Raw genomic sequence first — 26,939 nt, 5'->3', positions numbered from 1 at the left:
TATTTTTTATATAAAGTACCAAATTTCTGTTAAAACCTAATGGATGAACGAGGCTGCATATCCGGCGGGAATGCCGGAGTATGCAGCCTCGCAGGAGGTAATAAATGAACTAATGAACAATCAATACCGGGTAGCAGAAGTTGTGGTCGGCGGCTCTGATCTGGAGCAGGTAGGTACCGGCGGGGATACCCGTGACGTCGAGCACGGCTTCGGTGCCTGTGGCTACACAGCTACCGGCCAGGTTGTAGAGGGCTACGCGTTGCACGGGAGCCTCGGACTGGATGTGCAGCAGGTCGGTGGCCGGGTTGGGGTATACCTGAATCGAGGCCGAGGTGGCTACGGACTGGATACCCGACGAGGTGTAGGACAGCATGTTGTCGAGGTAGAAGCTGCCCGAGTTGGAGAAGAAGGGGCCCTTGCGCACCACCTTGATGCCGCTCACCCGGTAGCTCTTGCCGGGGGTGAGCTGGTCGAGACGGGCCTCGCGGAATTGCCAGCCGCGGAAGTCGATGTTGGTGAGCAGCACCTCCCGGGTGTCGTCGCCCGACGAGAGTTGCAGCCAGATTTCGTCGCAGGCCAGGTCGCCATAGATGTGCATGCCTATGGTCTGGGTGTTGTCGACGGTGGCACCACCGGCAAAGGTGGCATCGGTCGGGTAGAAGGCATAGGCTTCGTTGGCGTTGAAGGTGTAGGTGAAGTTGTAGCCGGCACTACCGAAGAGGGCTTGCGAGGTCGAGCGGACCGCCTTGGCTGTGGACACTCCGCTGCTTTGTGCTGCGTCGTAGGTGATGCGGTCGGCCGTCTCGAAGTCCTCGATGGGGGCGTCGTTGTGGCGCACGTCGCCGGCGGTGAAGTTAATCACGATGGGGTCGATGACGGGCAGACTGTTGACGTCGCTCAGCGAGGCATCGATTCGCAACTGATACTCCTGCCCCTGAACCAGGTCGGAAGCGGTGGTGAAATAGTAGTTGCCGTAGACGTCGCCCAGCTGGTTGTACTTGGCCGAGCGCAGGTTGATGCTCACCTCGTTGCCCTCGTTGTCGTAGAGCTTGATGAGGTTGCGGATGTCGACGGCATCGAGCACGTTGTCGAACCGCACCTCGAGGGTCGGTTTCGTGTAGTGAACCACGCCACCATCGGCCGGGCTGGAGGCCAGCAGCTTCAACTGGTTGCGGCCCTGGGTGAGGAAGGAGAACGAGAAGTCCTCTTCCATCGACAGGTTACCCGGGTGTTTGGCGCTCTTGTCGATGGTCACGGTGTAGCGCGTAGCCACTTCGTAGGGACGGTTGGGGGTGAATACCATGCGGTATTGCGAGTCTTCGAAGGTGATTTCGCCCTCGACGGCCGGCTCGATAGAGAAGGCTTCGCGTACCGACTCTACATCCATATCCCAGTTGAAGTTGATGACGATGGGGGTGGTGCAGTTGATGCTGTCGGTTTCGCTCTCCATCATGGGGCTGTACGAGAGCACCTCGGGCGGCGTGCTTCTCACGCGGTCCATGGCGACGTTGGTATAGCTTATGGTGTTGGCCGTAACGGTGACGTCGATGGTCTGTTCGTAGTGGTCATCGGCCACTACTTTCAACTGGTAGTTGCCGGGAGCCAGGTCGCGGAACATGTATACGCCGTTGAAATAGGGGTCGGTCGTGTAGGTGATGTTGTTGGGCAGCAGGGTGACGGTGGCACCGCACAGGGGCACCTGCTTGTCGCGGCCGTGCTGTACGTACGACTCGGTGCGGGTCATGCGGCTGTCGTATACGACACCGGCAATGTGGCCGGTCGTGAAGCCGTCGGTATTGAAATACTCCATCACCGCCTTGGCAAAGTGCCAGGCCTCGATGTATTTGTAGTCCATGTTGAGCAGACGGTAGGTCTCGGGCACATAGTCGTGGTACGAACCCTCCGAGAGGAATCCCGTGACGGTGAGGTTACGCAGCACGCCCAGGCCGGCGTTGTTCCAGTCGGGGTAGAAATCCCAGTCGCCCACTACGTATTCACTGGTTTGCGTCCAGTAGGTGACCTGGTTTTCGATGAGGTGCTTGAACAGAATCTTGGCCACCACCTTGTCTTCGGGTTTGGCCGGATTCTCGGTGTATCCCTTGAAGAGCATCATGGGGAAGTTGACCCGATTGCTGGTGCCGGTGGCGTTGCTGTGAATCGAGAAGAAGAGGTCGGCATCGAATTCGTTGGCCTCGCGGCTGATGGTGTTCAGGTTGAGGTCGTCTTCGGTGCGGTTCAGCACGCGCGACATGGCCACGGTAGCCCCCTGGCCTTCGAGCAGTTCGCGCAGCATGAGCCCCTTGTGGAGGTTCGACGAAGATTCCCAGAAGCCCAGCGTATCGCCCTGGGCAAAGGGTGCGACGGCTACGTTGCGGTCGTCCGAGTCCCAGCCTCCGTGGCCGGGGTTGATGTAGATTCTCAGGCCTGTCATGTCTTTGGCTTGCAGACCGAGACAGCCCACGAGGGCTATGACGAGTATATAGAGTTTTTTCATGGCAGCGTTTTTATTTCGTGATGTTTAATTCCAGCATAAAGAGTTTGCCTTCGGGGGTGTTGTACACGATTTTACCGGCAGCGGCCGAGGGGTTCATGCCCATCTCGTCGGGGGCGGTGAGGTTGTGTACCTGGCGGTTGTGGCGGTCGAGCAGCACGATTTGCGAGGCGGTGTACTGGTGGCCGTCGTCGGTGGTGCGGGCAGCGGCTACGAAATCGTTGCCGTACCAGGCGGGGGCTTCGAAGTCGCCCAGTTCGGCCAGTACCTTACCGTCGAGGTCGAGCACGACTACCCCTTTGCCGATGGCATAGGTGGCAATCTTAGTGCCGTCGGGCGAGAGGGTGGTCCACAAGTAGCTGCGCACCTGATTGCCGTAGGGGCGTAACACCCGCGAGGTTTTGCCGTCGCATACGACGATGGTACCCTCTTGAGCTACCGAGTAGACGTAGAGGCTGTTGATGCGGGCGCCTACGCTCTTGAACAGTTTGTTGCCGGCAAATACGGCCATGCCTCCGGCGATGGCGGCCGGGCGCTTCAGGTCGCGGGTGGGGGCTATGAGCTGGCGTTCGCTCTTCTGGTCGAGGTTATACTCCGAGAGCGAACGGAGCTTCTGTCCGCCCACCGTGCTTTGCTGCCGGTAGTAGATGGCCGAGCCGTCGGTGCTGAATACCGGGTCGAAACCGGCCCCGGCCGAGAAGCTCACCACCTGGCTGTTGCCGGTCGTGAAGTCGAGCACTTTTAGTCCGGTGTAGTCGGACGAGGTATAGGCCATTTTACTGCCGTCGGGACTGAGCACCGGGAAATAGGCGGCTCCTCCCTCGGGGGTTACCTCGGTGTGGCGGGTAACCGATACGTTTTGTGCCGAGAGCGTGGCAGCGCACGCCAACAGGGCTATGGTCAATTTCATTTTCATGGTGTATGATTTTTGGATTTTATTGTACGACAATTTTGTTGACAAAGTTCCCGTGGGGCGTCTGTACGGCGACGATGTAGACGTCGGGGGTCAACGAACCGGCATCGATGGTACTCGGTCGGTCGATGGTCTGCTCCAGCACGAGGGCACCGTTGCGGTCGTATATCCGCACGAGGCTTCCCGGTGCGATGGCTTCACCCTCGAGGCAGAAGGAGCCGTCGGTCACGGGGTTGGGATAGAGTGTGAGGTTGCGGTCGCCGGCTATCGCCTCGATACCGCTCACTACCCCGTTGTAGACGAGGCTGAACTCCTTGAGGTCAATCTTGTAGGCCTGTCCGCTGGTGGTCCCGGAGGTGTTGATGTAGAACTTGATGTAGTTCAGGGTGATGGGGAATCCGCCGCGATTGTTCTCGCCGGTGATTTGGACCGAGGGGATGGCAATGAGGTAGTCGCTGTTGGTCTCCAGGCCTTCGTATTCGAGGTATTGCTCCTTGTCGCCGTTGGCCTTGCAGGCAATCTGTATCTTCGAGAGAGGTATCTCGCTGTGGATGAGCAGCCGTATGGTGTCGGGGATACTGTACAGGGTGACGCTCTTGTCCATCTCGACGTAGGGCTGGCGGCCCGATTTGTAGGTGAATGCCAGCGTGCCGGCTCCATTACCTGCCGGGGTGACCGTGGCGTCGGTGATGGCGCTGATGGCCTTGGTGGTCCAGCCGGTGAAGTCGTCGGCCGGGATGCGGGGCGACTGCGGAATCTCTACGGTCACATCCATGGAGCCGCTAAAGTCGCCTATCGAACCGGTGATGCGGGTCTGCCCGTTCTGGAGTCCGGTGAGTACACCCCCTTCGATTTGGCAGACGGTGGGATCGTCGATGCTCCAGGTGAGCGAGGCCGGGTCGTAGGTGTAGGTATTCTCGCCGATGGTCGAGATGACCTCGATGGGATAGGGGTGAGCCTTGTCGGCCAGCACGGCGCTGTTCTTCATGGCAATTTCGGTAGCCTTGACGGTCACCTTGATTTCGCCCGTAGCGTTGCCCGAGGTGACATGCAGGATGCCCGTAGTAGCCTGGGGCGCGGCATAGAAGCGTTTGCCGTCGTCCGAGACGGTTCCCAGCGAGGGGTCGCAACTGAGGGTGTAGTCGGCCACTTGCGTATCGACCAGCACGCCATACTGGTTATAACCCAGAATGGTAGGTTCGAAGCAGGCATAGGCCGGAATCTCGAGGTTGTAGTGGTCGAAAGCCAGGTGGGTGAGGTTTTCGTCGTCGGGGGCGTTGGTGAATATCATGAAGCCGTTCGATACCGGGCGCTCCTTGCCGTCGGCCGGATTGTTCACGAGGCTGCCCCGCAGCATCATCTGGGCCGAACCGCCGGCGTCCATATTGGCCACGTTCCAGGCCCCGGCCTGTTTCAGAATGTAGCACATGGTGGCGGTATTGCAACCTACCGAAGTGCTCGACTTGTAGTCGATGACGATGAGGTAGAGCGTCTTGCCGTCTTGCGACATGCCTATGCCCGTGCGCGAGTAGGTCTGCGAGTTGTAGGTCTCGTTTTCATTTCGGGGGGTAAGCTGGCCCTCGCGCATCACCAGGGCGTTGCCGGTGAGCATCTGGCGGGCCATGGGTACCAGACTGTCGGTGCGGGTTTTGATGGAGGTGCTTATGGTCACCTGGTCGCCTACCTGGAGCTTGTTCAGGAAGTCGGCTCCCGTGCCTGCACCCGAGAGGGCATACTCGGCCCCTTCGAGCTGGGTGCCGCCCGTGCCCGGTACGATGCGGGTCACGACACACTTCACCTCTTTGTTGGAACCCCAGGTCTCGCCTTCGACAGGTTCGACGATGACATCGACGCCGTCGATGTAGCTTTCGGTCTCACCCGTAAAGTGGTTGTAGAGCACAATTTCGTTTTCGTTGCGGATGCGGTTAATCTCGGCGATGGCAAAGCTCTCGTTGGCGGCGTTGGTCACCCGGGCTTCGAAATAGATGTCGTCGATCCACATCTTCTTCTCCTCGTCGAGCATCACGAACGCAATCTCTTGCAGCCGCTCGATGCCTTCGCCGCGGTTGGCGCGGTTCCAGTTGTTGGGCTCGGTGGCAAACTCTCCGTTCACCATACAACCGCTGTGCGGCTGGCCCAGGAGGTCGTCCATGCCCTGTCCCGAGACAATCCAGAAGTTGCCGTTTACCGACCCGATGGTACGGTGCCCCGGCGTGGAGAGGCGTGTGTAGGCCTGGGTCATGGCCTCGGTCGTACCGGCATGGTCTTTGCCGATGAAGGTATTTACGTCGTTGTAGGGATTGTTGAGGTCGATGGTGAGGGTGTAGACGTCGAGGGGATACTCGGGCATGTGCATGCGCACATACTGCACACCCGGGCCCACCGAACGGCACTCGAGCGTATCGACCTGTTTCGCTACACCGGCGATGTTGATGGTGGCGTTTGCACCGGCTCCGCAGAGGAGCGACAAAGCGCCTATTAGGATTACTTTTTTCATAACAGTTCAGATTGTTTAAGCAGGTTATTTTACTATCAGTTTGGCGGTGTCGACCTGCTGGTCACGAACGATTTGCAGCAGGTAGTTGCCCGGTTGCAAACCGGCCGTGGGCAGGGCCAGCGTACCGCTGTCGCAATGCCCGTAGTTGTGTACGGTGAGTAGCTTTCCGTTCAGGTCGTATACCCGAACCAGGACTTCGGTCGGTGTATCGATGTGCAGGAATACCTCCGATTGGCCGGCTCGGGCCGGATTGGGATAGACCCGCAGGGCTGCGGCGGTAGTGATGTCGTCGACACTCAGGGTAATGTGGTCGTAGACCAGGTCGAAGTTCTTGATGCGTATCTGGTACTTCTCGCCCGAAGTCTGCGACGAGGCGTCGAGGAAGAATTTGAGATACTGGAACTGCACGGGGTAGTTGCCCAGGTCTTCCTTGTCGTCGAGAAAATCGTTCATGGCTACCGTATAGGTGAAGTCTTCACCGGGGTTCACGGTAGGCCATTCCATGATTTGCGAGGTAGACATGAGGGCCCCGCTCATCGACATGGTAATCTTGGAGCAGCGGGTATTGCCTGTGTTGATGGTGATTTTGAAGGTGTCGGGCACACTGTACAGATTGAGGTTTTTGGCAATCTGTATGTAGGGTTGCCGTCCGCTTTTGTAGGTGTATTCGAGATTCGTTTCGCCATTGGCGGCGGGGACGAGCCGGGCATCGGTGATGGCCGAGATGCTGGTCACCTCCCAACCCGAGGTAAAGGCGTCGGCCGGCTGCGAGTGCGAGGTGGGAATCTCTACCTTCACCTTGAGCGAGCCGGTAAAGTCGTCGAGGTTGCCGGTGACGGTCGTCTCGCCGTTCTTGAGCCCCATCAGTACTCCGTCCGACAGGCTGCACACCGTGGGGTCGGCAACGCTCCACTGCGGAGTCGAGGGGTTGAGGGTGTAGGTCTTGTCGCCGATGGACGACGAGATTTCAATCGGGTACTCGCGGTAGCCGTCGAGGATGACCGAGTCGAGCCGCATGGCAAAATCGCTCTCCTGCAGAACTACATCCTTGGTGACCGATATGCCGTTGTAGGTAGCCGTGATGGTACCCTTGCCCGGCGTGCCGTAGGCCACGAAGGCATTGTGGTCGATATAGCCGATTTCGGGCGAACACGACAGGGTGTACTCCTGGAAGTCGGGGTCGACGATGAGGCCGTATTGGTTGTAGGCGGTTACCTGGGGTACAAAGCGGCAATAGACGGGCAGCGTGTAGTGCACCGGTTCAAATTCGAGGCGGGCCGGTACGCTGTCGACCGGCGCATTCGAAATGACCAGCACGCCGTTGCCCACGGCTCGCTCCTTGTTGTCGGAGGGGCGGTTGACAATCTGCTGGTTGATGACCATGGCCGACGAACCACCGCCGTCGAGGTTCACGGCATCGTTGGCTCCGACAGCCCGGAAGAGGTCGGCCAGCACGCTCATGGTGGCTCCGGCCGAATATCCGGCCCGGCGGCCGTCGACTACCATCAGGTAGACTTTGGTCTTGTCTTTCGAGATACCCATGCAGGTGCGCGGGTGCTCTTCGTCCCAAGCATCGACCAACTCGCCGTTTTTCATAATGATGTGGTCGCTGCCGCCCATCTGCTCCTTGATGTCGGTGAGCAGACCGGGAGCCGAGGCGAGGTCGGTCTTCAGGAATATCGATACCTCGTCGCCGGCCGAAAGGCCTTTGAGGAAGGTCTCGGCGCTACCTACGCCATAGAGTACGGCCCGTTGTTCGGGAATGGGCGATACGCCGGGATTGTCGAATATCGAGTCGACTACGCAGACGATTTCGCGGTTGGCCCCGAAGAAGAGTTCGCCGTCACGGGCACGCAGGATAGCCTTGGTGCCGCCGGTCGTGGCATGCGTCTCGGTGCCGTACGAGTTGGTGTAGAGCAGCATGAAGTTGGCAGCTGTTTCGGGTTCCCACTCGAGGCGCTGCATGTTCACGGCGTGCAGCCGGTGGCTGTTGCCGCCTGAGCTGACAGTGCCGGAAAAGTTCACCCGGTCGATATAGGGTACCCGGTCGGGGGTGAGCACAAACGAGGCCCGCCCTACCGGGTTGGTCACACACTCGTTGCGACGGTATTGCCCGCTGCGGGGAATACCTATCTCGATGGGGTCGACATATTGGTAGAAGTCGCCGTTGGTAGCGGCCAGGACTTCGTGTCCCGGCCGCGTATTGCGGGCCGACATGCTCGAGGGAGTCTCTGTGGCCACTGCCTGGTCGCCGCTGAGACAGGTCTCTATATCGACGTAGGGGTTGGTGAGGTCGACCTCGACCACATGAAACTTCAGCGGGTAGGCTGGTACGTCGTAGAAGGCGTATTTCGTACCCGGGCCTATGTGGTGCGACTGTACGAGGGTATCGATCTGGTAGCTCGTCCCTCCTATGGTCAGACTCCAGCCCGGCAGAGCGATGGCCAGGGCTGCGGTCAAAAGCAGGCAGAGTCTCTTTTTCATAAGCGTGTCGTTTTGGATTCGGTTATCGGATAATCAGTTTTACCGTATCGGCCTGGTTGCCGCGACGGATGGTGAGCAGATAGGTGCCGCTGGCCAGATTGCCGGTAGGCAGAGCTATTTCGCCGGCCGGCATCAGACCCATCTCTACCCGGTTGAGCAGTTGGCCGCCCAGGTTGTAGAGCTCGCAGCTCACTTCGGCACTCTCGGGAAGGGCGAAGTATACCTGTGCGTCGCCAGCCTTCACGGGGTTGGGATATACCCGCAGCAGCGAGGCCATCTCGGGATTCGATACGTTCACCGTGATGCCGTCGTAGATGAGCGAGAACTCCTTGAGCTTGAGGGTGTATTGGTTGCCGGCAGTCTGCGACGAACCGGTGATGAAGAGCTTCAAACTCTTGAAGATGACGGGGTAGTGCGACATGTCGCGGTAGTTTTCGAAATAGCCGTCCATGGGGATGGAGATGGCATAGTCGGTATTCTGGGGAATATCTTCAAACTCGGTGAGGGTCGAGGTCATCGAGGCATTCTCTTTCATCGTGAGCACCACTTTGTTTACCAGCGTTTCGCCCGTGTTGAGGATGATGCTCAAGCTGTCGGGGAGGCTGTACAGGGCAATATCCTTGGCCAGCTGCAGGTAGGGGGCGCGGCCCGAATTGAAGGTGTAGCGCAGTTCGGTACCTTCGGCTGTGGGGACGATGGCGATGTCTTTCAGAGCCGAGTTGGTGATTTCCCACGACGAGGCATCGGCAAAATTGTCGATGGGTATGTTGCGGTAGGCGGGTATCTGCACGGTCACGGCGAGGGTGTCGCGGAAATCGTCCTGTTGGCAGTAGACATAGGTCTTGCCGTTGGCCAACCCCTTCAGGTTACCGTTGGTTACGCTGCAGATGGCGGGGTCTTGTACCGTCCATTCGAAGGCTTCGGGAGCGATAATCATCGGCTCGTTGTTGACCAGCGAGGTCACCTCGATGGGGTATTCGTAGAGGCCGTCGTTGATGACCGAGTCGAGACGGAGGGTGAGCCCTTCGGGTGCACCGATTACAATATCGACCGACGTTTCGGCGCCATTGTAGCTGGCATAGAGTTTGCCGCGGCCTTCGCCCGAGGCTACGAGGGTGGTATTGTCCTTGATATAGCCCAGCGACTCGTCGCAACGCAGGGTGACGCCGGTCAACTCGGTATTGATGAGGTAGCCATACTGGTTATACCCCATGAAGTGGGGGGTGAATACGCCATACTTGGGCAGGACGCAATACTCCTGCGTGCAGAGGATTTCGGCAATGTTGTTGTCGTCGGGAGCATTCGACACGACGAATATACCGTTGCTCACGGCCCGTTCGTGGCCGTCGCTGGGGCTGTTGACCAAGCCATACTGCTCGATGTACATACCGCTCGAACCGCCGCCGTCGAGGTTCATGCCGTCGGCTGCACCGGCCAGTTTGAGCATGTCGGCCATCTGTTTGGTGGTGGCCCCGTCGGAGTATCCGCTCTGGCGGCCGTCAACCACCAGCATATAGACTTTGCTGCGGTCGGCCGAGTAGCCGATCGAGGTTCTCGGGTGGAGTTCGGCCCAATCGGTATCGAGCACCTGGCCGTTGCCCAGAATCTTGCGGTCGCCGCCAATCATGCAGTTGATGTCGGGGTAGGTGCCGTCTTCGAGCTGGAGCAGCAGTTTCATCTCCAGTTCGTCGCCGGGTTGCAGGGTTTTGAGGAAATCGGCCGAAGCGCCGTGCCCCGAGAGGACGGCTCCGTTTTCGGCAATCTCCATGTTACCGGCGGTATTGCCGGCTCCCGATACGACTATCTTCACGGCGCGGTTCAGACCCCAGGTTTCGCCTTCCGCCAGACTCACGGGCACTTCGTAGCCGTAGGCGTTGGTGTGGGTATAGTGGCCGATGTAGCGGTTGTAGAGTACCAGCTGGTCGGTACCGCGCGAGCCGTTTACGCTATGGATGCCATAGTTGGCATTGTTGTAGGTGACTTGTCCGTAGAAGGTAACGAACGAGATGTAGCACTCGTCGTTGTGGGTGAATGAGGTTTGAGGACCCGACGAGATGGGCACTTTGCCCAGTTGGCCTCCCGAGGCGAATCCGTGAACGGGAGTACCTATGGCACCCGAAGTGGCAAAGAAGTCGGCATTGGTGCCGGCAAAGTAGCGGCTGCCGGGCTGGCTTTTGCGGGCGGCCATGCTGGTGATGCCTTCGCAGGTGACAATCGAGTCGCGTCCCAGAACCGACTGGAACGATATGTAGGGGTTGGTAGCGTCTATTTCGAGGTAGAAGGCCCGCATGTCTTTGGGACCCGAGAAGTGTACATAGGTGTGATATGTGCCCGGGCCTACCTTGTAATGGGCCAGGGTATCGGCCGTGTAGGGACTACCGCCGATGGTTACCGTGCCTTTGGCGCTGAGCAGCAGAGGCAGCAGAGTAAATAGCAAGAGAAGGGTAAATATCTTTTTCATAAGGCAACCGAGTGAAGTGTAAGATTAAGATGCGATGTGAGCCGGCGATAAGTTTCGAACTGTCATGGTGGGCTTTCCCTTTTGTCGGCAGCTTATTTATCGGGGCGGAAATAAAAGGATTTAGAAAGTCTGTTTCGTATCGTAGTGGAAAGAGAAAGGGCGATATATATAAGAGATTTACATATACCGCCCTTCCCTTAAAAGTTATATTCTAAATGAGAGGTTTAGCACGAAGGGCTTATTTTACAACCACTTTCTGAACTTTTTGTACACCGTCAACAACGGCTTTTACTACGTAGATACCTTTCACGGCAGGAGCAGCCATCGACTCTACACCGTTGGCTTCCATAACTTTCTGACCGGCCAGGTTGTAAACCGTAGCGTCGGCAGCACCCGAGAATTGGATCATGTCGCCGTTTACGAATACTTTCACGTTGTCGGCAGCTACGCGGGCAACACCCGATTCGCTGTTCTCGTCGTAACCGTCGGGAGTCATTTTGTAAACAGCCGTACCGTTAGCTTCGGCATATACAGCGATGTAGGCTGCTTCGAGACCTTTACCGTCGGTTACTTTGGCGATACGAGGCAGGGCGGTACGAACGGCGTTCGAGTTGCCACCGATACCACCTTCGGGGATTGTCCAGTAATAGGTTGCACCGGCAAACGTAGGACCTTCGCCCATTTCGATAATCTTCCAGGCTTGAGCCGGAGTTACTACGTTGTTCGAGATAACGTATGCACAGAAGGGTTTGTTGTTGAGAGTAAACTCGGCAACACCGTTGTTACCTACGTTTACGAGGGCACATTCCTCGGGAGCGTCATATACGCTTTCGATGAGCGAACCGCTCATGTCGTAGAGCGAAGCACCGCTGTTGAAACCGTCGAGGTAGAAGTAGTCGTTGTCAACGATAGCGATACGGGGACCTGTTCCGTTGTCGGCAGCGTCTTTGGGAGCATATTTCTGGATTTCGATAACTTTGAAGTTGTAACCAGCATATTCACCAGTTTGTTCAACCAACTGGCCATCCTTGATGTCGCAACGGATAACTACGTTACCACTGCTGACGGGGAACATAACGATAGCGTCTTTCGTTACATCACCTTTTACGGCAAAGTAGTCAACGCGATAACCGTCGAGCAGACCGTCGGCGTTCTTGAGTTCCATTACCTTGGTGGGTTCACCCGTTGCCATATCGATAGACCACAAGTCGATAGCCTCGCCACTCAGCGAAGTCGACATGTTGAACACGATTACGTGGCCGGCATCGTCAACCTGGATATCGTTGCACAGGAAGCCAGGCACTTTTTGCTCTTCCATGGGCGTTTTGTTGAACGTCGTGTCACCGGGGGCGTTGACAACCGTATCGACTTTGGTGTAAGCGTAGCTTACTTTGAATTTTTCGGTATCGAACTTAACGTCTTTCTTGAAGTCACCCGTTTTCAGGTCATACACTTTGATGCCGGTGAAATCGCTTCTGTACGAATAGAGTACTTCGCCATCTTTTACCGTCATACCACGAGAGCGGTTACCACCTACCAGTTCGGTCATGTTGTTGTCGGTAGCTACCGATTTCATCCACAGGTTCTCGATAGAATACCCATTCACCGGTTGATAAGTTGCAGGGTCTTGAGCAACCATCGGTGTTGCCATACATGCGGCAACGATCCCAAGTAATAATTTTTTCATGATAGATAAATTTAAATGAATAAATAATTTAAAAACTATATTGCATGAATCAATATATTTCAGTTGGTTATCGTATTAGTTTCAAAATCTCACGTTGCCCGTCGATGGTGACGATGAGGGCATATACCCCGCGGGGCAACAGGTCGAGTGCGATGCGGTCGCCCTCGGCTACATTCTCCCGTTCGAATTGGGCGACAATCTGGCCCGACAGGTTGGCCACGTCGACAGCGATGTGTTGTGCCTGACGGCCTACAACGAGCGCCGCGCCGTTGCCCGAGATTACCTGGCACCTGCCTTCGCGCCGGGTGAGGTCGATGCCCGATGTGTGCTTATAGGTGAACGAGATGGTGTTGCAATATTCGGTTTCGCCGCCGGCATACTCCGAGCGTGCCCGCAGGTACCACACGCCGTCGGCCAGTCCTTCAAATTCGGTTTCGTAGACGAAGGCATCGACCGTCTGGCGCTTCACGTTGCGTACGGGCGAGAAGGTATCGTCGGTATGCAGTTCGATGCGGAAGGTCTTGGCGGCCGGCTCTTCGGCCCAGCGCACTTGCAGGGTGGGCCCTTCGACCGTAGCTCCCTGGGTGGGGAAGAGGATGACGGGTACATCGGGTATTGCCTCTTCGGTGGTGAAGTAGGTCACGGGGCTGGTGTATTCGATGTCGCCGGCATAGGCCGTTACCCGGGCGTAGTATTTGGTGTTGCCTACCAATACTCCTTGGCTCAGCGTGGTGCTGTTGCTGCTGTACCGTTGGTCGAGCGTTACACCCATGGAGCGGAAGTCGTCGTAGGTGTTGATTTCGAGGCGGTATTCGGCATCACCGGGATAGACGGTCCAGCTGATGGTGGGGGTTGTCGATACACTGGTGCTACCGCTCACGGGCGATTCGATTTCGAACGGTCCGCCGTTGAAGCTGTAGGTGGCCGACGTGGCGTCGGTGCAGTTGGTCTGACGGGTGCGAACTCGCCAGTAGTAGGTACCTTTCTCGAGGTCGGGGAGGTAGCTCGATGCAAACGAGTTGGTGGTTACCTCGCGCGAGAGGATAAGGTCGGTGAAGGCGTTGTCGCGGGCCACGTCGATGTAGTACGAGGCGTCGGCTACGCTGCTCCAGGTAAAGTCGAATATGCCGATGGCCGACGCTCCGTCAGCCGGGCTGGTGAGCGAAACGGCGGTAGCGTTGCCCACCGAGGCTCCCAGGAAGAGGGGGGCATATTCGTTGCCATAGCGGTCGACGATGGCCACGGCGTAGGTGTAGCCGGTGCGGCGGTCGGCAGGTATGGTGTAGCTGGTCTCGTAGGAGAGGCCCAGCAGGTAGCGGGCTTCGCGGCAGGCGGTAGCCTGGGAGGTACCTTCGGGCACGGCATAGATGGCGTAGCGCATGCCATTGACTCCGGTCCACGAGAGGGTGCCGTTGTTGTAGGCGATGTTCGATACCAGCCCGGGATCGGTGGTTGCCTTCCAACTGATGGCGGGCACGAGGGCGGGGTATTTGTAGACGTCGGAGCGCAGGAGCTCGAGCATGCCCGAGGTGTGGGTCACCTTGCGCATGTTGTAGAAGACGCTACCCGGGGCACCCGTTTCGTCGAAGGTGCGGTTTACCTTGATTTGGTTCACCAGCTCCGAGCCTTTGAAAGCGGCGGTAGCCCCGTCGATGATATAGTTGTTCGCCCGGTTTTCCTGAGCGATGGTACGTTCGATAGAGGAGAGCGATTGGGCAGGAACCCGTTCGCCGTTGAGCAGGAGTTGCCCGGCTTGAGCCGCGGTGCTGCGGTTGAGCGAAGGCATCTTGGCCGAGCTGAGGCTCGAGGCCGAGTGGCTCGAATAGAAGTGGAGGCCGAACATGCGTACGATTTCGCTCCACCAGGCGGCAATCGTCGTGTAGTCGCTACTCGACCCGATGGTCCAGTAGATTTGTGGCGATATGTAGTCGATGGTACCTTCCTGAATCCACGCCATGGGATCGCAGAAGATGTCGTTGTAGGCCCAGCCCGAACCGGCCGGGGTGGGGGTTACGCCGTATTTCTCGGCGATGGAGGCATCGGTGCACCACACGCCGGCGGGCGAGATGCCGAACCGCACGTAGGGTTTGGTCGATTGAATCATTTGGTATACCTGGGCAATGAGCTTGTTGACGTTTTGCCGACGCCAGTCGCCGCGCGAGAGCTTGTCGGGGTTCTGGGTCTGGTAGAGCTCGTTGTCCATGGCATCGGTCGTGCCCGACATGTAGAAGTAGTCGTCGAATACGACGCCGTCGATGTCGTAGTTTTCTACCACCTCCTCGATGATGGCGGTAATGTGGTCACGAACCTCTTGCATGGCGGGGTTGAGGATGGAGCCGCTACCCGAGTAGTCGAGCAGCCAGTCGGGGTGAGATTCGCGATAGTTGAGGGGAGTGCCGTCCCATTGGTTGAGCACGCTTTCGTAGCGGTAGGGGTTGAACCAGGCGTGAACCTCGATGCCGCGCTTGTGGCCTTCCTCGACGACAAACTCGAGAGGGTCGTATCCCGGGTCCATACCGCGGGTGGCCACCAGGTCGCTCGACCAGGGTTCGTAGGACGAACGATACATCGCGTCGCAACGGCCGCGCACCTGGAAGTAGACGGTGTTGCAGTTGGCCGCCTTCACCGAGTCGAGCAGCATGGTGAGCTCGTCTTTCTGCTTTTGTATCTGCTGGGTGTTACCGGTCTCGGTTATCAGGGTCGTTTGGGGCCAGGTGAGGCGCCATACGGTCGACAGCCAGAATGCACGCACCTCTTTCTTGGGCGCTTGTGCAAAAGTCGGGATAGCCATCCACAGGGCGAGGAGCACGATTGATATTTTGGCGATGTATTTCATCTTGTGTATCTGTTTCTTTTTTTATGTAATCCCGCCGGCCGGTGACGACCGGCGGGATGGGATTGTAGTCTATGTTTTCAGAACAGGTTTGATACATTATCGTTCAAGGCAATGCCGTAGGGGCTTACACCCGATACAACCGTTTCGAGCTGACGGGTTGCGGGGTTCCAGCGTTTGATACCCGAAGGCTCGGTGCTACCCTCGTCGGCACGCAGACCGAAGTAAACCGATCCGTCGCTGCTGTCGAGAACCATCTGGCATACGTCGACAAACTCGCCGGTGCTACCGTCGCTATCGGACTTGAAGCTGGCCACGAGGTATTTGTTGTCGGCTTTGGTGTTGGTCTTGGAGGCGTCGTTGGCGCTGATGTCGGCCATGGGCACGGCAAAGAGACCTTTGTCACGAATGATGGCGTAGAGTATCTGGTTGTTGGTGTCGATGACAAACGACTTCACGAACTCGTCGGGGAAGATGACGGCATAGGGAGGATTGCTGCCGCGGCTGATGTCGACGGTGCTGATGTCGCTGTCGGCAAAGCGGTAGATACCGCCACCGCCGTAGGTCTTGCCCCAGTACCAGAGGCCGTCGACCTTGGCGAAGCAGGCGTTCATGGCGCCATATTGCCAGGGGTTGCCGTAGTATTCGAGGCGGTTGTTCATCACGAAGTAATCGAACTTGGCGTCGCTGGTGTTGAGGGCGAGGTTGCGCTCGTTGACACCGATGCGGCGGATACCCGTGTTACGGTCGGCAAAGTAGAGCATCTCGCTGTCGATCCATCCGTAGAAGGGGTCGTTGAAAGCGGTGTTTCCTACGTTGGAGAGCACGGTTTCCATGCTGCTGCCATCCTTGGCTACGGCGGTGATTTTGCCGTCGCCGCGGTTATTCTCGGTATCGTTGATGTAGGTAAACTGAGTACCGCAGTCGAGTACGTAGAGAATGTCGTTGTGGAAGAGCAGGTTGAGGGGGTGAGCTCCCGATTTCACGCCCAGATCGAAAGGCGAGTTGCTGCTGCCCTCGGGCACGTTGTAGTCGAGCTTGTAGGCCATGATGTTACCGCTCTTGACGGCATAGTAGAGGGTCTTCGAAGCGTTGGGAGTACCCACCTGTACGTTGGCTTTCACGTCTTGCAGGGCGCGGCCGCCGAGCGTCGTCTTCAGGGTGATGGTTTGCGAACCGATGTTCTTGAAGGTGAGTCGGCCCGGATTTTCACCTACATACGTGTTGTTGGTGATTTCGGGGTGGTCGACCAGTGTAGTTCCTTCGGGCAGAACCCAGGTATATTCGGGTTGAGCCGAAGCAGCGGGGTTGCGCAGGGTTACCTCGAGGGTTACCTCTACATCGTTGATCACGCACACCGCGTCGTTCTCGGTCTTGGCGACGATGGTGGGTTTAATATCGTTGATGAGCAACGGGCGTGTGGTGAATTCTCCGCCCACGGTAAGTTTTACTTCATACTGTCCCGGCAGGTTGTAGGTGTGCGTGGGGTTGGGTTCGGTCGAGGTTTCGCCATCGCCGAACTCCCAAGTGCAGGCACCCGAGAGAGCCGAGGTATTGGTAAACTGTATCGTGGACCCTACCAGGTAGTCGAGTTCGTATCCTTCGTTGGTGACGCAGTAGGTAAAGGCTACATCGTCACTGGGATAAACATTGTAGGTGGGATCGTTTTCTACGCAGGCAGACAACGAGGCCAGCAAGACTACCGTCAAACCTATGTTTCTTAATGCTTTCATTGTTCTTTGCGTTTCTATTAGTTGACAGTAATGTTTTTAATATCGGTATTGCTCTTCACCCCTTTCGAGTCGGTCACTTGGAACCGGGCGGAGAGGGTGTAGGCACAGTTGTAGTTTACGCCATACTCCTTACCGTCGAAGAGCAGTTCGGGAGTGGTGAGACCGGCAACGATACCGTCGAGCGTAGCTTTGTTTTCGTCGGTGATGTTGTAGACGGTTTTACCTTCGGCATCGACCGATGTGGTGAAGAGAGCTTCATACTCCTCTTCGGTCATGCGCATGAACCCGTCGACCACAATCTTTTTCATGTTGCCATGATAGTCGGTGGCTATTTGCGTGGTGAGCGCGGCGCGGAAGTTGGTTTCGTACTCGCCGGGGAAGTAGGTCTGGAACAGGGTTTCGGTGAAATCGGTTCCGCCCACGTTGGCCCAGGTTACGCTGGCCCACGATGCCGATACGGGGAAGGTCGAGTCGAGTATGTAAGACGATTTGGCATCGTCCCACGATACGGTAGACGGGTCGAACTCCTTGACCAGGTGCGAGGCGACTACCTCGCTGCTCTCGGTCTCGGTGTAGGTGTAACTGATGTAGGGACAGGTAACGGCACGGGTGATGGTGCTGTTGACGCCATACCATACTTGGGCGCTCTCGACGGTGCTGCCGTCGGTGTAGTAATAGACTCTGAAGTCGAGTTCGCTACCGGCGTTGACGGCATCTTTCAGCTCCCAGTAGACATATGCGGTTTGTTGTCCCAGGTCTGCCCAATCGTTGATGGGGTCGTTGACTTCACACCCCGACAGTCCCACGATTGCCAGCAGCAGAGATGCTATTTTTACTTTATTTTTCATATCGAATGTCGTTATTTATGGAATACCTCAATTCTTTCTGTTTCTCTCTTGTTTATTGCCAAATCATGGGTTTGCGCAACCACTGGTAGTTCTTGTAGGCTCCCAGTCTTTCGAGTTCGGCCTTGTTGTATTTCTCCTCGGTCTCGGGGTCGTAGTTGATGCGGTTGATCCAGGCTTTGGGATCGTCGCCCCAGTGGGCCTCGTAGATGTTGTTGGGCCGTTTCAGTCCGGGATATACGTATACGTTGTCGTATTGGCGACCGTTCTCTTCGCAACTGTAGTTGTAGCGGCGCATGTCGGTCCACTGCTCGGGTTGCAGATAGAGGCATACGTACTTCTGGCGCATGATGTGGCCGATGTTGAACCCGTCGGCGGGGAAGTAGGTAGTGATGTATTTACCCGATCCGCTCTCGTTGCCCAGGTAGTTGTTGCGGTAACGCGAGTAGCTGCTGCCATAAATCGACTCGAGGTTGAAGCGCTCGAAGTTGACCTCGGCGGCCTGCATGGTGAGGGTGCGGGCAGTGGGTTTGTCGCCGGCCCAGTAGGTAGCCTCGGCTTTGATGAGGAGCAACTCTTCTTCGAGGAAGAGGGGTACGTAGCCGGTGTTCTGGGTGTAGACCGAAACCTTCTTGCCATCGACTTCGGGGAAGAGGTTGGGGTAGTTCTCTACCTTATACGAAACGTCCATACCGATGTTGGTGTCGAGGTAACGCATCTTGGTTCCTGTATCGGAGCTTTGAGCCGGGCCTTGGCGGGCGCTCATGAAGGCGAGGATACGGGGGTCTTCGGCCCAACCGTTCAGGTTGCTGTGCGAGTCGAATACACCCAGGATGTTCTCCATGAAGTAGGTGGTGGGGATAGCCGAGCCCAGCATGTTGCCACGGCCTTCCCAGCCGAGACCGCCTTGTTCGGCTTGGCTGAATGCCTCGCCCCAGGGGCTGTTCTGGGCACCGTTGCCACCGTCGAAGTGGTAGAGCACGTCTTCCCAGCCTTCGAGGGCCTTGTCTACGGTGGTGATAATCTCCTGGCAGGTAGCAGCGTTGTTGCTCCAGTTGGGCAGTTTGCGCAGCAGCAGGCGGGCCTTGAGGGCATATGCGTAGTGTTTCCACTTGTTCAGGTCACCGGCAAATACGCGGTCGATCGACGGGTCGATGGGGATGTTGGTGGCCGCTTCGGTATAAGCGGGGTTTTCGTACATGGCGATGAGATTGTCGATCTCCTGATACATCCAGTCGTAGATACTCTCTTGAGTATCGTATTTGGGGCTGTTCGACTCGTAGGCTTCGCTGCGGGGCATGTCGCCGAAGAGGTCGGTAGTCATCTGGGTAGACATGAGTCGCAGGGTGCGGGCCATCATTTCGAGGTTCCAGGCTTGCTCTGCGTGAGCACCGTCGATAATCTCTTTTGCATTGGCACCGATGTCGTAGAAGTGACGACGCCATTGCGGGTGGCGGTTCATGGTCAGGAAGTCGCCCCAGCCGGCTTTGTAGGCAAAGCTCGAGGTCTGGCTACGGCCGCCGGTCGTGAGGGTTTGTGAGAGGTAGGTGCCGTACTCGGCATGGTCGAATTGCAACTGAGCCGAGTAGAACAGGACGATGGGGAATACCTGTTCGGGCAACACTTCGTGAGCGGCGTCCTCGTTGATGTTTTCATACAGCCAGTCTTCGCAACTGGTTGTACCCATCAGGCCGATTAACAATGATAATATGATATATTTATATTTATTCATGGCTCCTTATGTGTTAGAATGTTGCGTTGATAGTGAAGTTGAAACTGCGCGTGGCCGGGATGGACATGTTGTCGATACCCATCGTACCGGTACCATAGGCTGCCGAAGTCGAGATTTGCGGATCGGAGCCCGAGTAGCGGGTCAACAGGAAGAGGTTGCGGCCGGTAATCGAGGCTCTGAGCCCCTTGATGTAGGGGTTGCCTTTCTTGAGGAACCGGGAGAAGTCGTATCCTACGGTTACGTAGCTCAGACGCAGGTAAGAACCATCTTCGATGAAGTTGGAGCTTACGCCGTAGAAGTAGGTGTTCAGGTTGGTCTGGTTCAGTACGATAGGCGTGGTGTTGGGTACGTAGGTGCCGTCGGGTTGAGCGACAACGCCTTTGACTACTACCTCGCGGTTACGATAGTTCTCGAGCGACTTGTGCATGCCGTTGGTGAAGAGCGAACGGGCCGTGCCGTTGTACACGTCGCCACCTACGCGGCCGTCGAGCAGGAACGATACGGTGAGGTCTTTCCAGCGGAAGGTACTGCTCAGACCGAGCAGGAAGTCGGGTTCACGGTTACCGATGTATACGCTCTTGGCCGGGTCGATGATGGGGTAGCCATCTTCGTCGACAAGCACCTGACCGTCGGGCGAACGCATGTAGTCCTTACCCGAAATACCGGTAGTAGAGCCGTGCAGGTAGGCGGTGGTATAGATGTCGCTGAATTGAGTACCTTGAATTTCGCTCACATCCTCGGGCAACGATTTTACGACACCGCGGTTCAAACCGAAGTTGAGGTTGGCGGTCCAGTCGAAGTCGCGGCTGCGCAAGATGTCCTGGCTCAACGTGGCTTCGATACCGTGGTTCTCGATACTACCTTCGTTGCGTACTTGCAGGATGGTACCCGATGCCGGCGACACGCGCACGGTAACAATCTGGTTGTCGACCATCGTCGAGTAGTAGGCTACGTCGAGTCGGGTGCGGCTGTCGAAGAATCGCAGGTCGGCACCGATTTCCCACGACTTGGTCATCTCGGGTTCGAGCGTGATGGCGTAGGACGAGGTGGGGTCGATACTGTAACCGCCGTCGGGGAAGGTAGAACCTTCGCGGTAGGCTTTGGTAAACTTGTTGGGGGTAGCATCCTTACCTACTTGTGCCCAGTTACCGCGAATCTTACCGTAGCTGAACCAGTCGTTGCTCAGGTGGAAGAGTTCGCTGAAGATTAAACCGGCCGTAACCGAGGGGTAGAAGTAAGAGGATTTCTCGGCTTGCTTGAGGGTCGAGGAGCCGTCGTAACGTGCGGTTCCGCTCAACTGGGCGATGCCTTTGTAGTCGAAGCGCAGTTCGCCGAAGTATCCGTATTTGTTTTTCTTCGAACGGAAGTAGTTGATGGGGTAGTCGCCCGTCTTCATCCAGTTCTCGGTGTTGGTGTTGTTGAAACTGTAATAGTCGCCTTCGAGTACAAACTCTTGACCCGAGAGGGTGGCTTCGTAGCTGTTGTTGACCATGATTTCGGCACCGGCCAGGATGCTCATGTTGAGGTCTTTGAAGAGGTCTACGTTGTAGGTAGCCAAACCTTGTACGGTGAGCAGTTCGCCGCGGCTGGGCTCAAACGTGTAATACCCGTATTTGTAGAGGTATTTCGAGATTACGCTCTCGTCGAGTTCGTCTTTGTCGAAACGGGGTTTCCCGTAAGAGTCGGAGGTGGTGTAGCCCTTGTCGTAGGCAATCTTACCGGTGAAGGTAAGGTCTTTGATGGGAGTCCATTCGATCGACCCGTTCAGAATCATACGCGACGATTGTGATTCGCCCCAGTCTTCGTAGCGGCCCCAGTAGGGACTTACGCCGGCGGTAATCTTGTCGGCATCGGTCAGGGCGTCCCAGTTGTCGTAGCGACCGCCGTCGGCCGTGCTGTAAATCGGTTTGCCCAGCGGGGTCTTGTAGTTGCGCATGTCGTTGTTGATAGGCCAGGTATATACGCTGCTCATGTTGTTGCCAAAGGAGCGCGACTTGGTGTCGATGTAGTTCAACGAAGCGTTTATCTTGACCCACTTGGTGGGGGTGAAGGTGGCTTTGATCAAGGCACCCATGCGGTCGCGGTAGTCTTCGGGAGCCACACCGTCGGTCGAGGTGTAGTTGAACGAGGCGTAGGCCGTGAACTTGTCGGTACCGCCCGATGCGTTTACGTCGTATTTCTGGTAGAGGCCCGTGCCCAGGAAGTTGCCTACGTTGTCGTAGGTGCGTTCGCCGGGTTTCAGCATGGGACCCCAGCCACCGCTTACGCTGTTTTCCTTATAGAAACCGAGCGAGCCGGGTACATATTTCTGTTGGATTTTGGGTATCCGTACACTGTTGTCTATCTGTACGCTGGCGCTACCGTTTACGACAATTTGTCCGCTTTTACCGCTCTTGGTCGTAATCAGAATTACACCGTTGGCGGCCTCCGAACCGTAGAGGGCCGATGCGGCGGCACCCTTCAGCACGGTCATGTTTTCAATATCGTTGGGGTTGATGTCGCCGGCCGAGGTACCTCCACCACGCATGGGCATACCGTCGATGACGAACAGCGGCTCGTTGTTCTGCCCCGAGTTGATAGAGGAGATGGCACGGATGATAATCTGAGAGCTGGCGTTGGGCGAACCACCGCTGCCCGATACCGATACACCGGCAATCTTTCCTTGCAAGGAGTTGACGAAGTTGGCCGACTGTCCGGCGGTTACTTCATCGGCGTTCAGGCTTTGGACGGCGAAGTTCAACTTCTTTTTCTCTTCGCGGATACCCATGGCCGTTACGACCACCTCTTCCAGCCGTTGGGAGGAGGAGCCTTGCAGCGTCACATTGATAACCGATTGGCCGTTGACTTGAACCGTTTGAGCCTGCATGCCCACATAGCTGAACGTGAGGCTTGCATTGTCGTTGACTTTAATAGAAAATTTCCCGTCTAAGTCGGTTGTCGTTCCTTGCGATGTGCCTTTGACATGGACCGATGCCCCGATGATGGGCAGCCCGTCTTCGGCCGACACAACGGTACCCGTTACGGTGCGTTGCTGAGCGAAACCTACCAGAGCAAATAGGGAAAATAACAGAAGTAGCACCTGTCTTCTCATAATACTGCTTGTTTGTTAATAATCAAGGTTAATAATACTCTCTTTATGTTGTAAAATTCATGGCCCGATCTTATATCCGCTTCGATTTAAATCAACATTTAAAACAATGGTAAAAGATTCGTTTCTTAAATTTTGTTATTTTAAGGGTTTGTGTTTTATTTTTCGTGTTTTACTTGTACAAATATAGCGTTCTATTTTGAAATCGAAAACTAAAATTCTTACTTTTTTTCGGCTTCTGCGCATTTTTAAGTATTAGAGTCATATTTTCACGAATATAAACATTAGTGAAAATTTGGGCTCTTCTCTCGGGTATTTTTCTAAAAATATATTCTTAATATATAACGCATTGGGCTCCTGTTTAAGAGGTTGCTCGTGTCGATGGGCAATTTGACCCTCTTTACATGGGGTGTCGGGGGTGGGCGATAGTGAGGCTGGAAGAGGGGCGACTGCCGTGCTTGGGGCACAAGAGGGGCAGGCAGAGTGGTATCGAATCGAAAGAGTGGTGTGAGCAGGGCGCCAGGCTCTTTTAAAATGTTCGTTTATAGCTTAATCCCTCTTTGGGTATTGTAGCGGACGAGCCTGTAAGGTGCCTGGAAATAGCAAGGGCTGCGCCGAAACGAAAGTTCCCGGACACAGCCCCTGACCTTGTGGTTATGGTTTTCTCGTGTTTTTGCTTTAGAACTTGAGGGTGATGTCGACGCCGAAGGTGATGGGCCGTCCGCTCTGTACGAAGCTGTTGGGCGAAGCCAGGTTCTCGGCATTCATTGTTTCGAAATAGAAGGCCTGGTAGTGGCGGTTCAGCAGGTTGCGGCCCCAGAGTTTCAGGTCGGCATATTTACCCGAGAGTAGAATCGAGGCGTTTACCAGCCCGTAGAAGTTTTGGGCGGCATCGTTGGCCTCGGTCCAGTAGATTTTGCCCTGGCCCAGGTATTGCAGCTCGAAGGTGACGTCGGTCTCGCGGTCGATGGGCAGCGAGTAGGCTCCCGAGAGGGCGAGGGTATGGGCCGGAGCAAAGGGCACGAAGTTGCCCTTGTAGTCGTTCTCGCCGTCGTTGTAGTCGCGGAAGGTGGCGTGGGTATAGCCATAGCTGGCCGAGAGCAGCAGGTGATTGGTGGGGGTGGCGCGCAGGGCGGCCTCGAGTCCGTAGCTGGCGGTGCGGCCCGAGTTCTTGGTCACGCGGCCGTATCCGCTCACGGCGGCAATCTGCTGGTCGCGGCAGTCGATGTAGAAGAGCGAGAGGTCGGCAAAGAGGTAGTGGTCGATGAGTTGCGAGCGTCCGCCTATCTCGTAGTTCCAGCTATGCTCGGGCTTGTAGGCGATGGCACTGTTCACGTCGGTCGAGCTCTCGAGCGAGGGCATGCCTGCCGGGGCGCTGCGGCTCACGATGGGGCGCGAGCCGGTATTGCCGCCCCCCGTTCCGCCGCCGGGGTTGCCGCCGCCCATGCTCTTCATCAGCTCGCTCATCATGCGGGTGCGTATCTGCGACTGGATGAGGTTGGAGAACATCTGGAAGTTGTAGCCTCCCGAGCGATATCCCCGGGTGGCCGAGGCGTAGACGAAGCTCTTGTTGTCGATGTTGTATTTCAATTCGAATTTAGGCGAGAGTTCGAGGGTCTCCATCGACTCGCGTCCGTCGATGCCCAGCGGCAGAGAGAAGGGTTGGTTGATGACCATGGGCCGTCCGCCGGCATTGATCGAGACCTGTGCATTGCCCGAGAGGGGCGATGTGGCGTGGGTGTGGTGGTAGATGCGGGCCCGCTCGTAGTCGAGGCGCAACCCCACGGTGGCCGAGAGGCCGTCGACGAATATGCGGTTGAGCGTAGCCTGCCCGAATGCCGCCGCGCCGTAGGTGGGGGTCTTGTAGATACCGTCGATGTAGAGGTTGGGGTTGTCAATGGCTACGGTGATGTCGGGCATGCCGGCCAGGGCGGGGTTCTGCTTGAGGGCCGCCAGCTGGTTGTTGGTCTGTTGGGTGATGAGCAGGTCGATGCCGTCTTGCTTGAAGTCGACGGGTCCCTGCGTGTGGATGTCCTGATAGAAGCCGAAGAGGCCACCTACCCACTCCCACCGTTTACCCTGGTGCGACTTGATGGCAAACTCCTGCGAGACGGCGTGCATCTGCTGTTTCTGTTGCAGGGTGAAAATCGAGAGGGGGATAAAGTCCTGGTCGAGGTGCATGTCGTCGTCGAGGTACTGGTAGCCGGTGGTCGAGGTGAAGATGAACCGGTCGTGGATGTATTGTGCCGATAACCCCGAGGTGAGGAGATCGCGGCGGTACGAGGCCTCGTCGTTGTAGGCGATGTCGCCGGTCTTGTGCTGAGCCTTGTCGTAGTAGGCGTAGGGGTATCCCTGCTGGTCGCTGCTCTCGTAGTCGCCGGTGAGGCTCAGTTTCCACCGTTGGCTGGCCCGCCAGTCGATCTGGATGCGGCCGCCGCCTGACCGGGTGCTGCCGCTGTTGCGGTGGGTATACTGGTTTTTGAAGTAACCTTCGTCGCTGCGGTAACGGGCGTTGAGGGCCACGGCCAGATTGTCGGTAATCTTTTGGCTGGTCGAGGCGTTCACTCCCCACAAGTTGTAGTTGCCGAAGCTCAGCTTCACCTTGGAGCCCTGCTTCTCGAGGGGCGAGAGGGTTTTGATGGCGACGAGCCCCGCCATGGTATTGCGGCCGTAGAGGGTGCCTTGCGGCCCCTTCAGTACCTCGATGTGGGCGATGTCGGCAAAGTCGAAGTCGAAAGCGCTCTTGTCGAGGTAGGGTATGTTGTTGACGTAGAGCCCCACGGCCGGCGAGTTGATGCGCGAGCCGATGCCCCGGATGTAGGCCGACGAGATGAGTTTCGATCCGTAGTCGGGGATGAAGAGGTTGGGTACGAGGGTCGAGATGTCTTTGACCGAGTGGATGTTCATGCGGTCTATCTGCTCGGTATCGAGGTACGAGATGGAGCCGGGAAACTCAAACAGGTTCGATTCCCACTTGGGGTTACTGATGATGGTGACGGCATTCAGGTTGTAGAGGCGGTTCCCCAGCGAGTCGGTGGTGACGGGAGCGGGATCGGCCGTAGCCGCGAACGTGGAAAGGAGCCCTAAGGCCGGGAGCAAAAATCTTTTCATAAATCTTGTTTACCTTGCCGGGAGGCACAGCGGTGGAACCTCCCCGTGAATTAACGGTGGCAAAGTAACATCGGAAAAGTGGTTGTCGCAATCCTCACTAATAGTGATTTTTTGGGAGCGTCGACCCTACAAAAAGAGCAGCAGGCTGAAGGCCATGACCGCCATGCCGGTGATGACGCCGCCTATGCCGTAGTGGTGATGGCCGTATTTCTCGGCGCCGGGCAGCAATTCGTCGAACGAGATGAAGACCATGATACCCGAGACGAAGGCCAGCAGCAGGGCGTGGATGAGGGGGGTCCAGAAGGGGAGCAGGAAGAGGAAGCCGATGAGGGCCCCTACCGGCTCGGCCAGACCCGAGGAGAGCGAGTACCAGAAGGCTTTCTTGCGGCTGCCCGTGGCCTGGTAGATGGGTACCGACACGGCTATGCCTTCGGGTATGTTGTGTATGGCGATGGCCACGACTATGGGGATGGCGATGTCGAGGTTGCCCAGTGCCGAGGCGAAGGTGGCAAGTCCCTCGGGGAAGTTGTGGATACCGATGGCCAGCGCCATGAGCACTCCGGTGCGTTGCAACCGGCGGGTGTCGGAGAGCTCCTCGACACGGTGTATCTCGTGCGGGTTCTCGTCTTCGGGGATGAGGAAGTCGATGAGGGCGATAAACGAGGTGCCGGCAAAGAAGGCGGCCAGCATGCAGATGTGGGCCATGCGCGGGCTCATCTGCTGGCCCAGCATGCCCAGTGCCTCGGGCATCAGCTCCATGAACGAGATGTAGACCATGACTCCGGCCGAGAATCCGAGGGCGGCCGAGAGAAACTTGGTGTTGGTGCGCTTGGCAAAAAAGGCGATGAGGCTCCCCACGCCGGTCGATAGCCCGGCGATCATCGTCAGCACGAAGGCCAGGAGGATCGAACTTGTTTCCATAATCTTCAATATAAAAAGGTGTGGGGGGAGCGGTGCCGGCGCCGGGAGTCCGGGCAGGGGGCATCCCCTCGTGTCGAGGCGACAAATGTAATGTATTAAATGGCTTTACGGTCGAAATCGAATAATAAAAATAACAAAAAAGA

General features: G+C 56.8%; 13 protein-coding genes. All 13 read right to left on the bottom strand.

Annotated elements, in window-relative coordinates:
- Positions 1 to 109: 109 nt before the first annotated feature.
- Positions 110 to 2,494, bottom strand: coding sequence for an Ig-like domain-containing protein (locus B5F38_RS07835; RefSeq protein WP_087408738.1), 2,385 nt, complete (start codon positions 2,492 to 2,494; stop codon positions 110 to 112).
- Between the two features lie 10 nt (positions 2,495 to 2,504).
- Positions 2,505 to 3,407 (bottom strand): PD40 domain-containing protein, encoded by a 903-nt coding sequence (locus B5F38_RS07830; RefSeq protein ID WP_087408737.1) that lies wholly within the window; start codon positions 3,405 to 3,407, stop codon positions 2,505 to 2,507.
- A gap of 19 nt (positions 3,408 to 3,426) precedes the next feature.
- The gene (locus tag B5F38_RS07825) at positions 3,427 to 5,901 is read right to left on the bottom strand and encodes a phosphodiester glycosidase family protein (protein WP_087408736.1); all 2,475 of its coding nucleotides are present in this window, start codon (positions 5,899 to 5,901) and stop codon (positions 3,427 to 3,429) included.
- A gap of 24 nt (positions 5,902 to 5,925) precedes the next feature.
- On the bottom strand, positions 5,926 to 8,385 hold the full coding sequence (locus B5F38_RS07820; RefSeq protein ID WP_087408735.1) for a phosphodiester glycosidase family protein: 2,460 nt from the start codon (positions 8,383 to 8,385) through the stop codon (positions 5,926 to 5,928).
- Between the two features lie 22 nt (positions 8,386 to 8,407).
- A complete protein-coding gene (locus B5F38_RS07815) occupies positions 8,408 to 10,846 on the bottom strand; it encodes a phosphodiester glycosidase family protein (protein WP_087408734.1) in 2,439 nt (812 codons plus the stop codon).
- A gap of 238 nt (positions 10,847 to 11,084) precedes the next feature.
- Positions 11,085 to 12,497 carry a hypothetical protein gene (locus B5F38_RS07810; RefSeq protein WP_087408733.1) on the bottom strand — a complete coding sequence of 471 codons (1,413 nt, stop codon included), beginning with the start codon at positions 12,495 to 12,497 and terminating at the stop codon, positions 11,085 to 11,087.
- A 103-nt stretch (positions 12,498 to 12,600) separates the two neighbouring features.
- Positions 12,601 to 15,369 (bottom strand): family 10 glycosylhydrolase, encoded by a 2,769-nt coding sequence (locus B5F38_RS07805; protein WP_087408732.1) that lies wholly within the window; start codon positions 15,367 to 15,369, stop codon positions 12,601 to 12,603.
- 77 nt (positions 15,370 to 15,446) lie between these two features.
- Positions 15,447 to 17,099 (bottom strand): PKD domain-containing protein, encoded by a 1,653-nt coding sequence (locus tag B5F38_RS14570; RefSeq protein WP_087408731.1) that lies wholly within the window; start codon positions 17,097 to 17,099, stop codon positions 15,447 to 15,449.
- 17 nt (positions 17,100 to 17,116) lie between these two features.
- The gene (locus B5F38_RS07795; RefSeq protein ID WP_087408730.1) at positions 17,117 to 17,947 is read right to left on the bottom strand and encodes a hypothetical protein; all 831 of its coding nucleotides are present in this window, start codon (positions 17,945 to 17,947) and stop codon (positions 17,117 to 17,119) included.
- Positions 17,948 to 17,999: 52 nt separating this feature from the next.
- Positions 18,000 to 19,676, bottom strand: a complete 1,677-nt coding sequence (locus B5F38_RS07790) for a SusD/RagB family nutrient-binding outer membrane lipoprotein (protein WP_087408729.1) — start codon at positions 19,674 to 19,676, stop codon at positions 18,000 to 18,002.
- Positions 19,677 to 19,689: 13 nt separating this feature from the next.
- On the bottom strand, positions 19,690 to 22,767 hold the full coding sequence (locus tag B5F38_RS07785; RefSeq protein ID WP_087408728.1) for a SusC/RagA family TonB-linked outer membrane protein: 3,078 nt from the start codon (positions 22,765 to 22,767) through the stop codon (positions 19,690 to 19,692).
- 675 nt (positions 22,768 to 23,442) lie between these two features.
- Entirely contained in the window at positions 23,443 to 25,875 is a 2,433-nt protein-coding gene (locus tag B5F38_RS07780) for a TonB-dependent receptor (RefSeq protein ID WP_087408727.1), read from the bottom strand.
- Positions 25,876 to 26,001: 126 nt separating this feature from the next.
- On the bottom strand, positions 26,002 to 26,796 hold the full coding sequence (gene zupT, locus B5F38_RS07775; RefSeq protein WP_087408726.1) for a zinc transporter ZupT: 795 nt from the start codon (positions 26,794 to 26,796) through the stop codon (positions 26,002 to 26,004).
- Positions 26,797 to 26,939 lie beyond the last annotated feature (143 nt).

It is taken from the genome of Barnesiella sp. An22, from assembly GCF_002159975.1.
GTDB classification, from domain to species: Bacteria; Bacteroidota; Bacteroidia; order Bacteroidales; family Barnesiellaceae; genus Barnesiella; species Barnesiella merdigallinarum.
The sequence above is the reverse complement of the archived record's forward strand: the minus strand, read 5'-3'. Positions and strand labels throughout refer to the sequence as shown.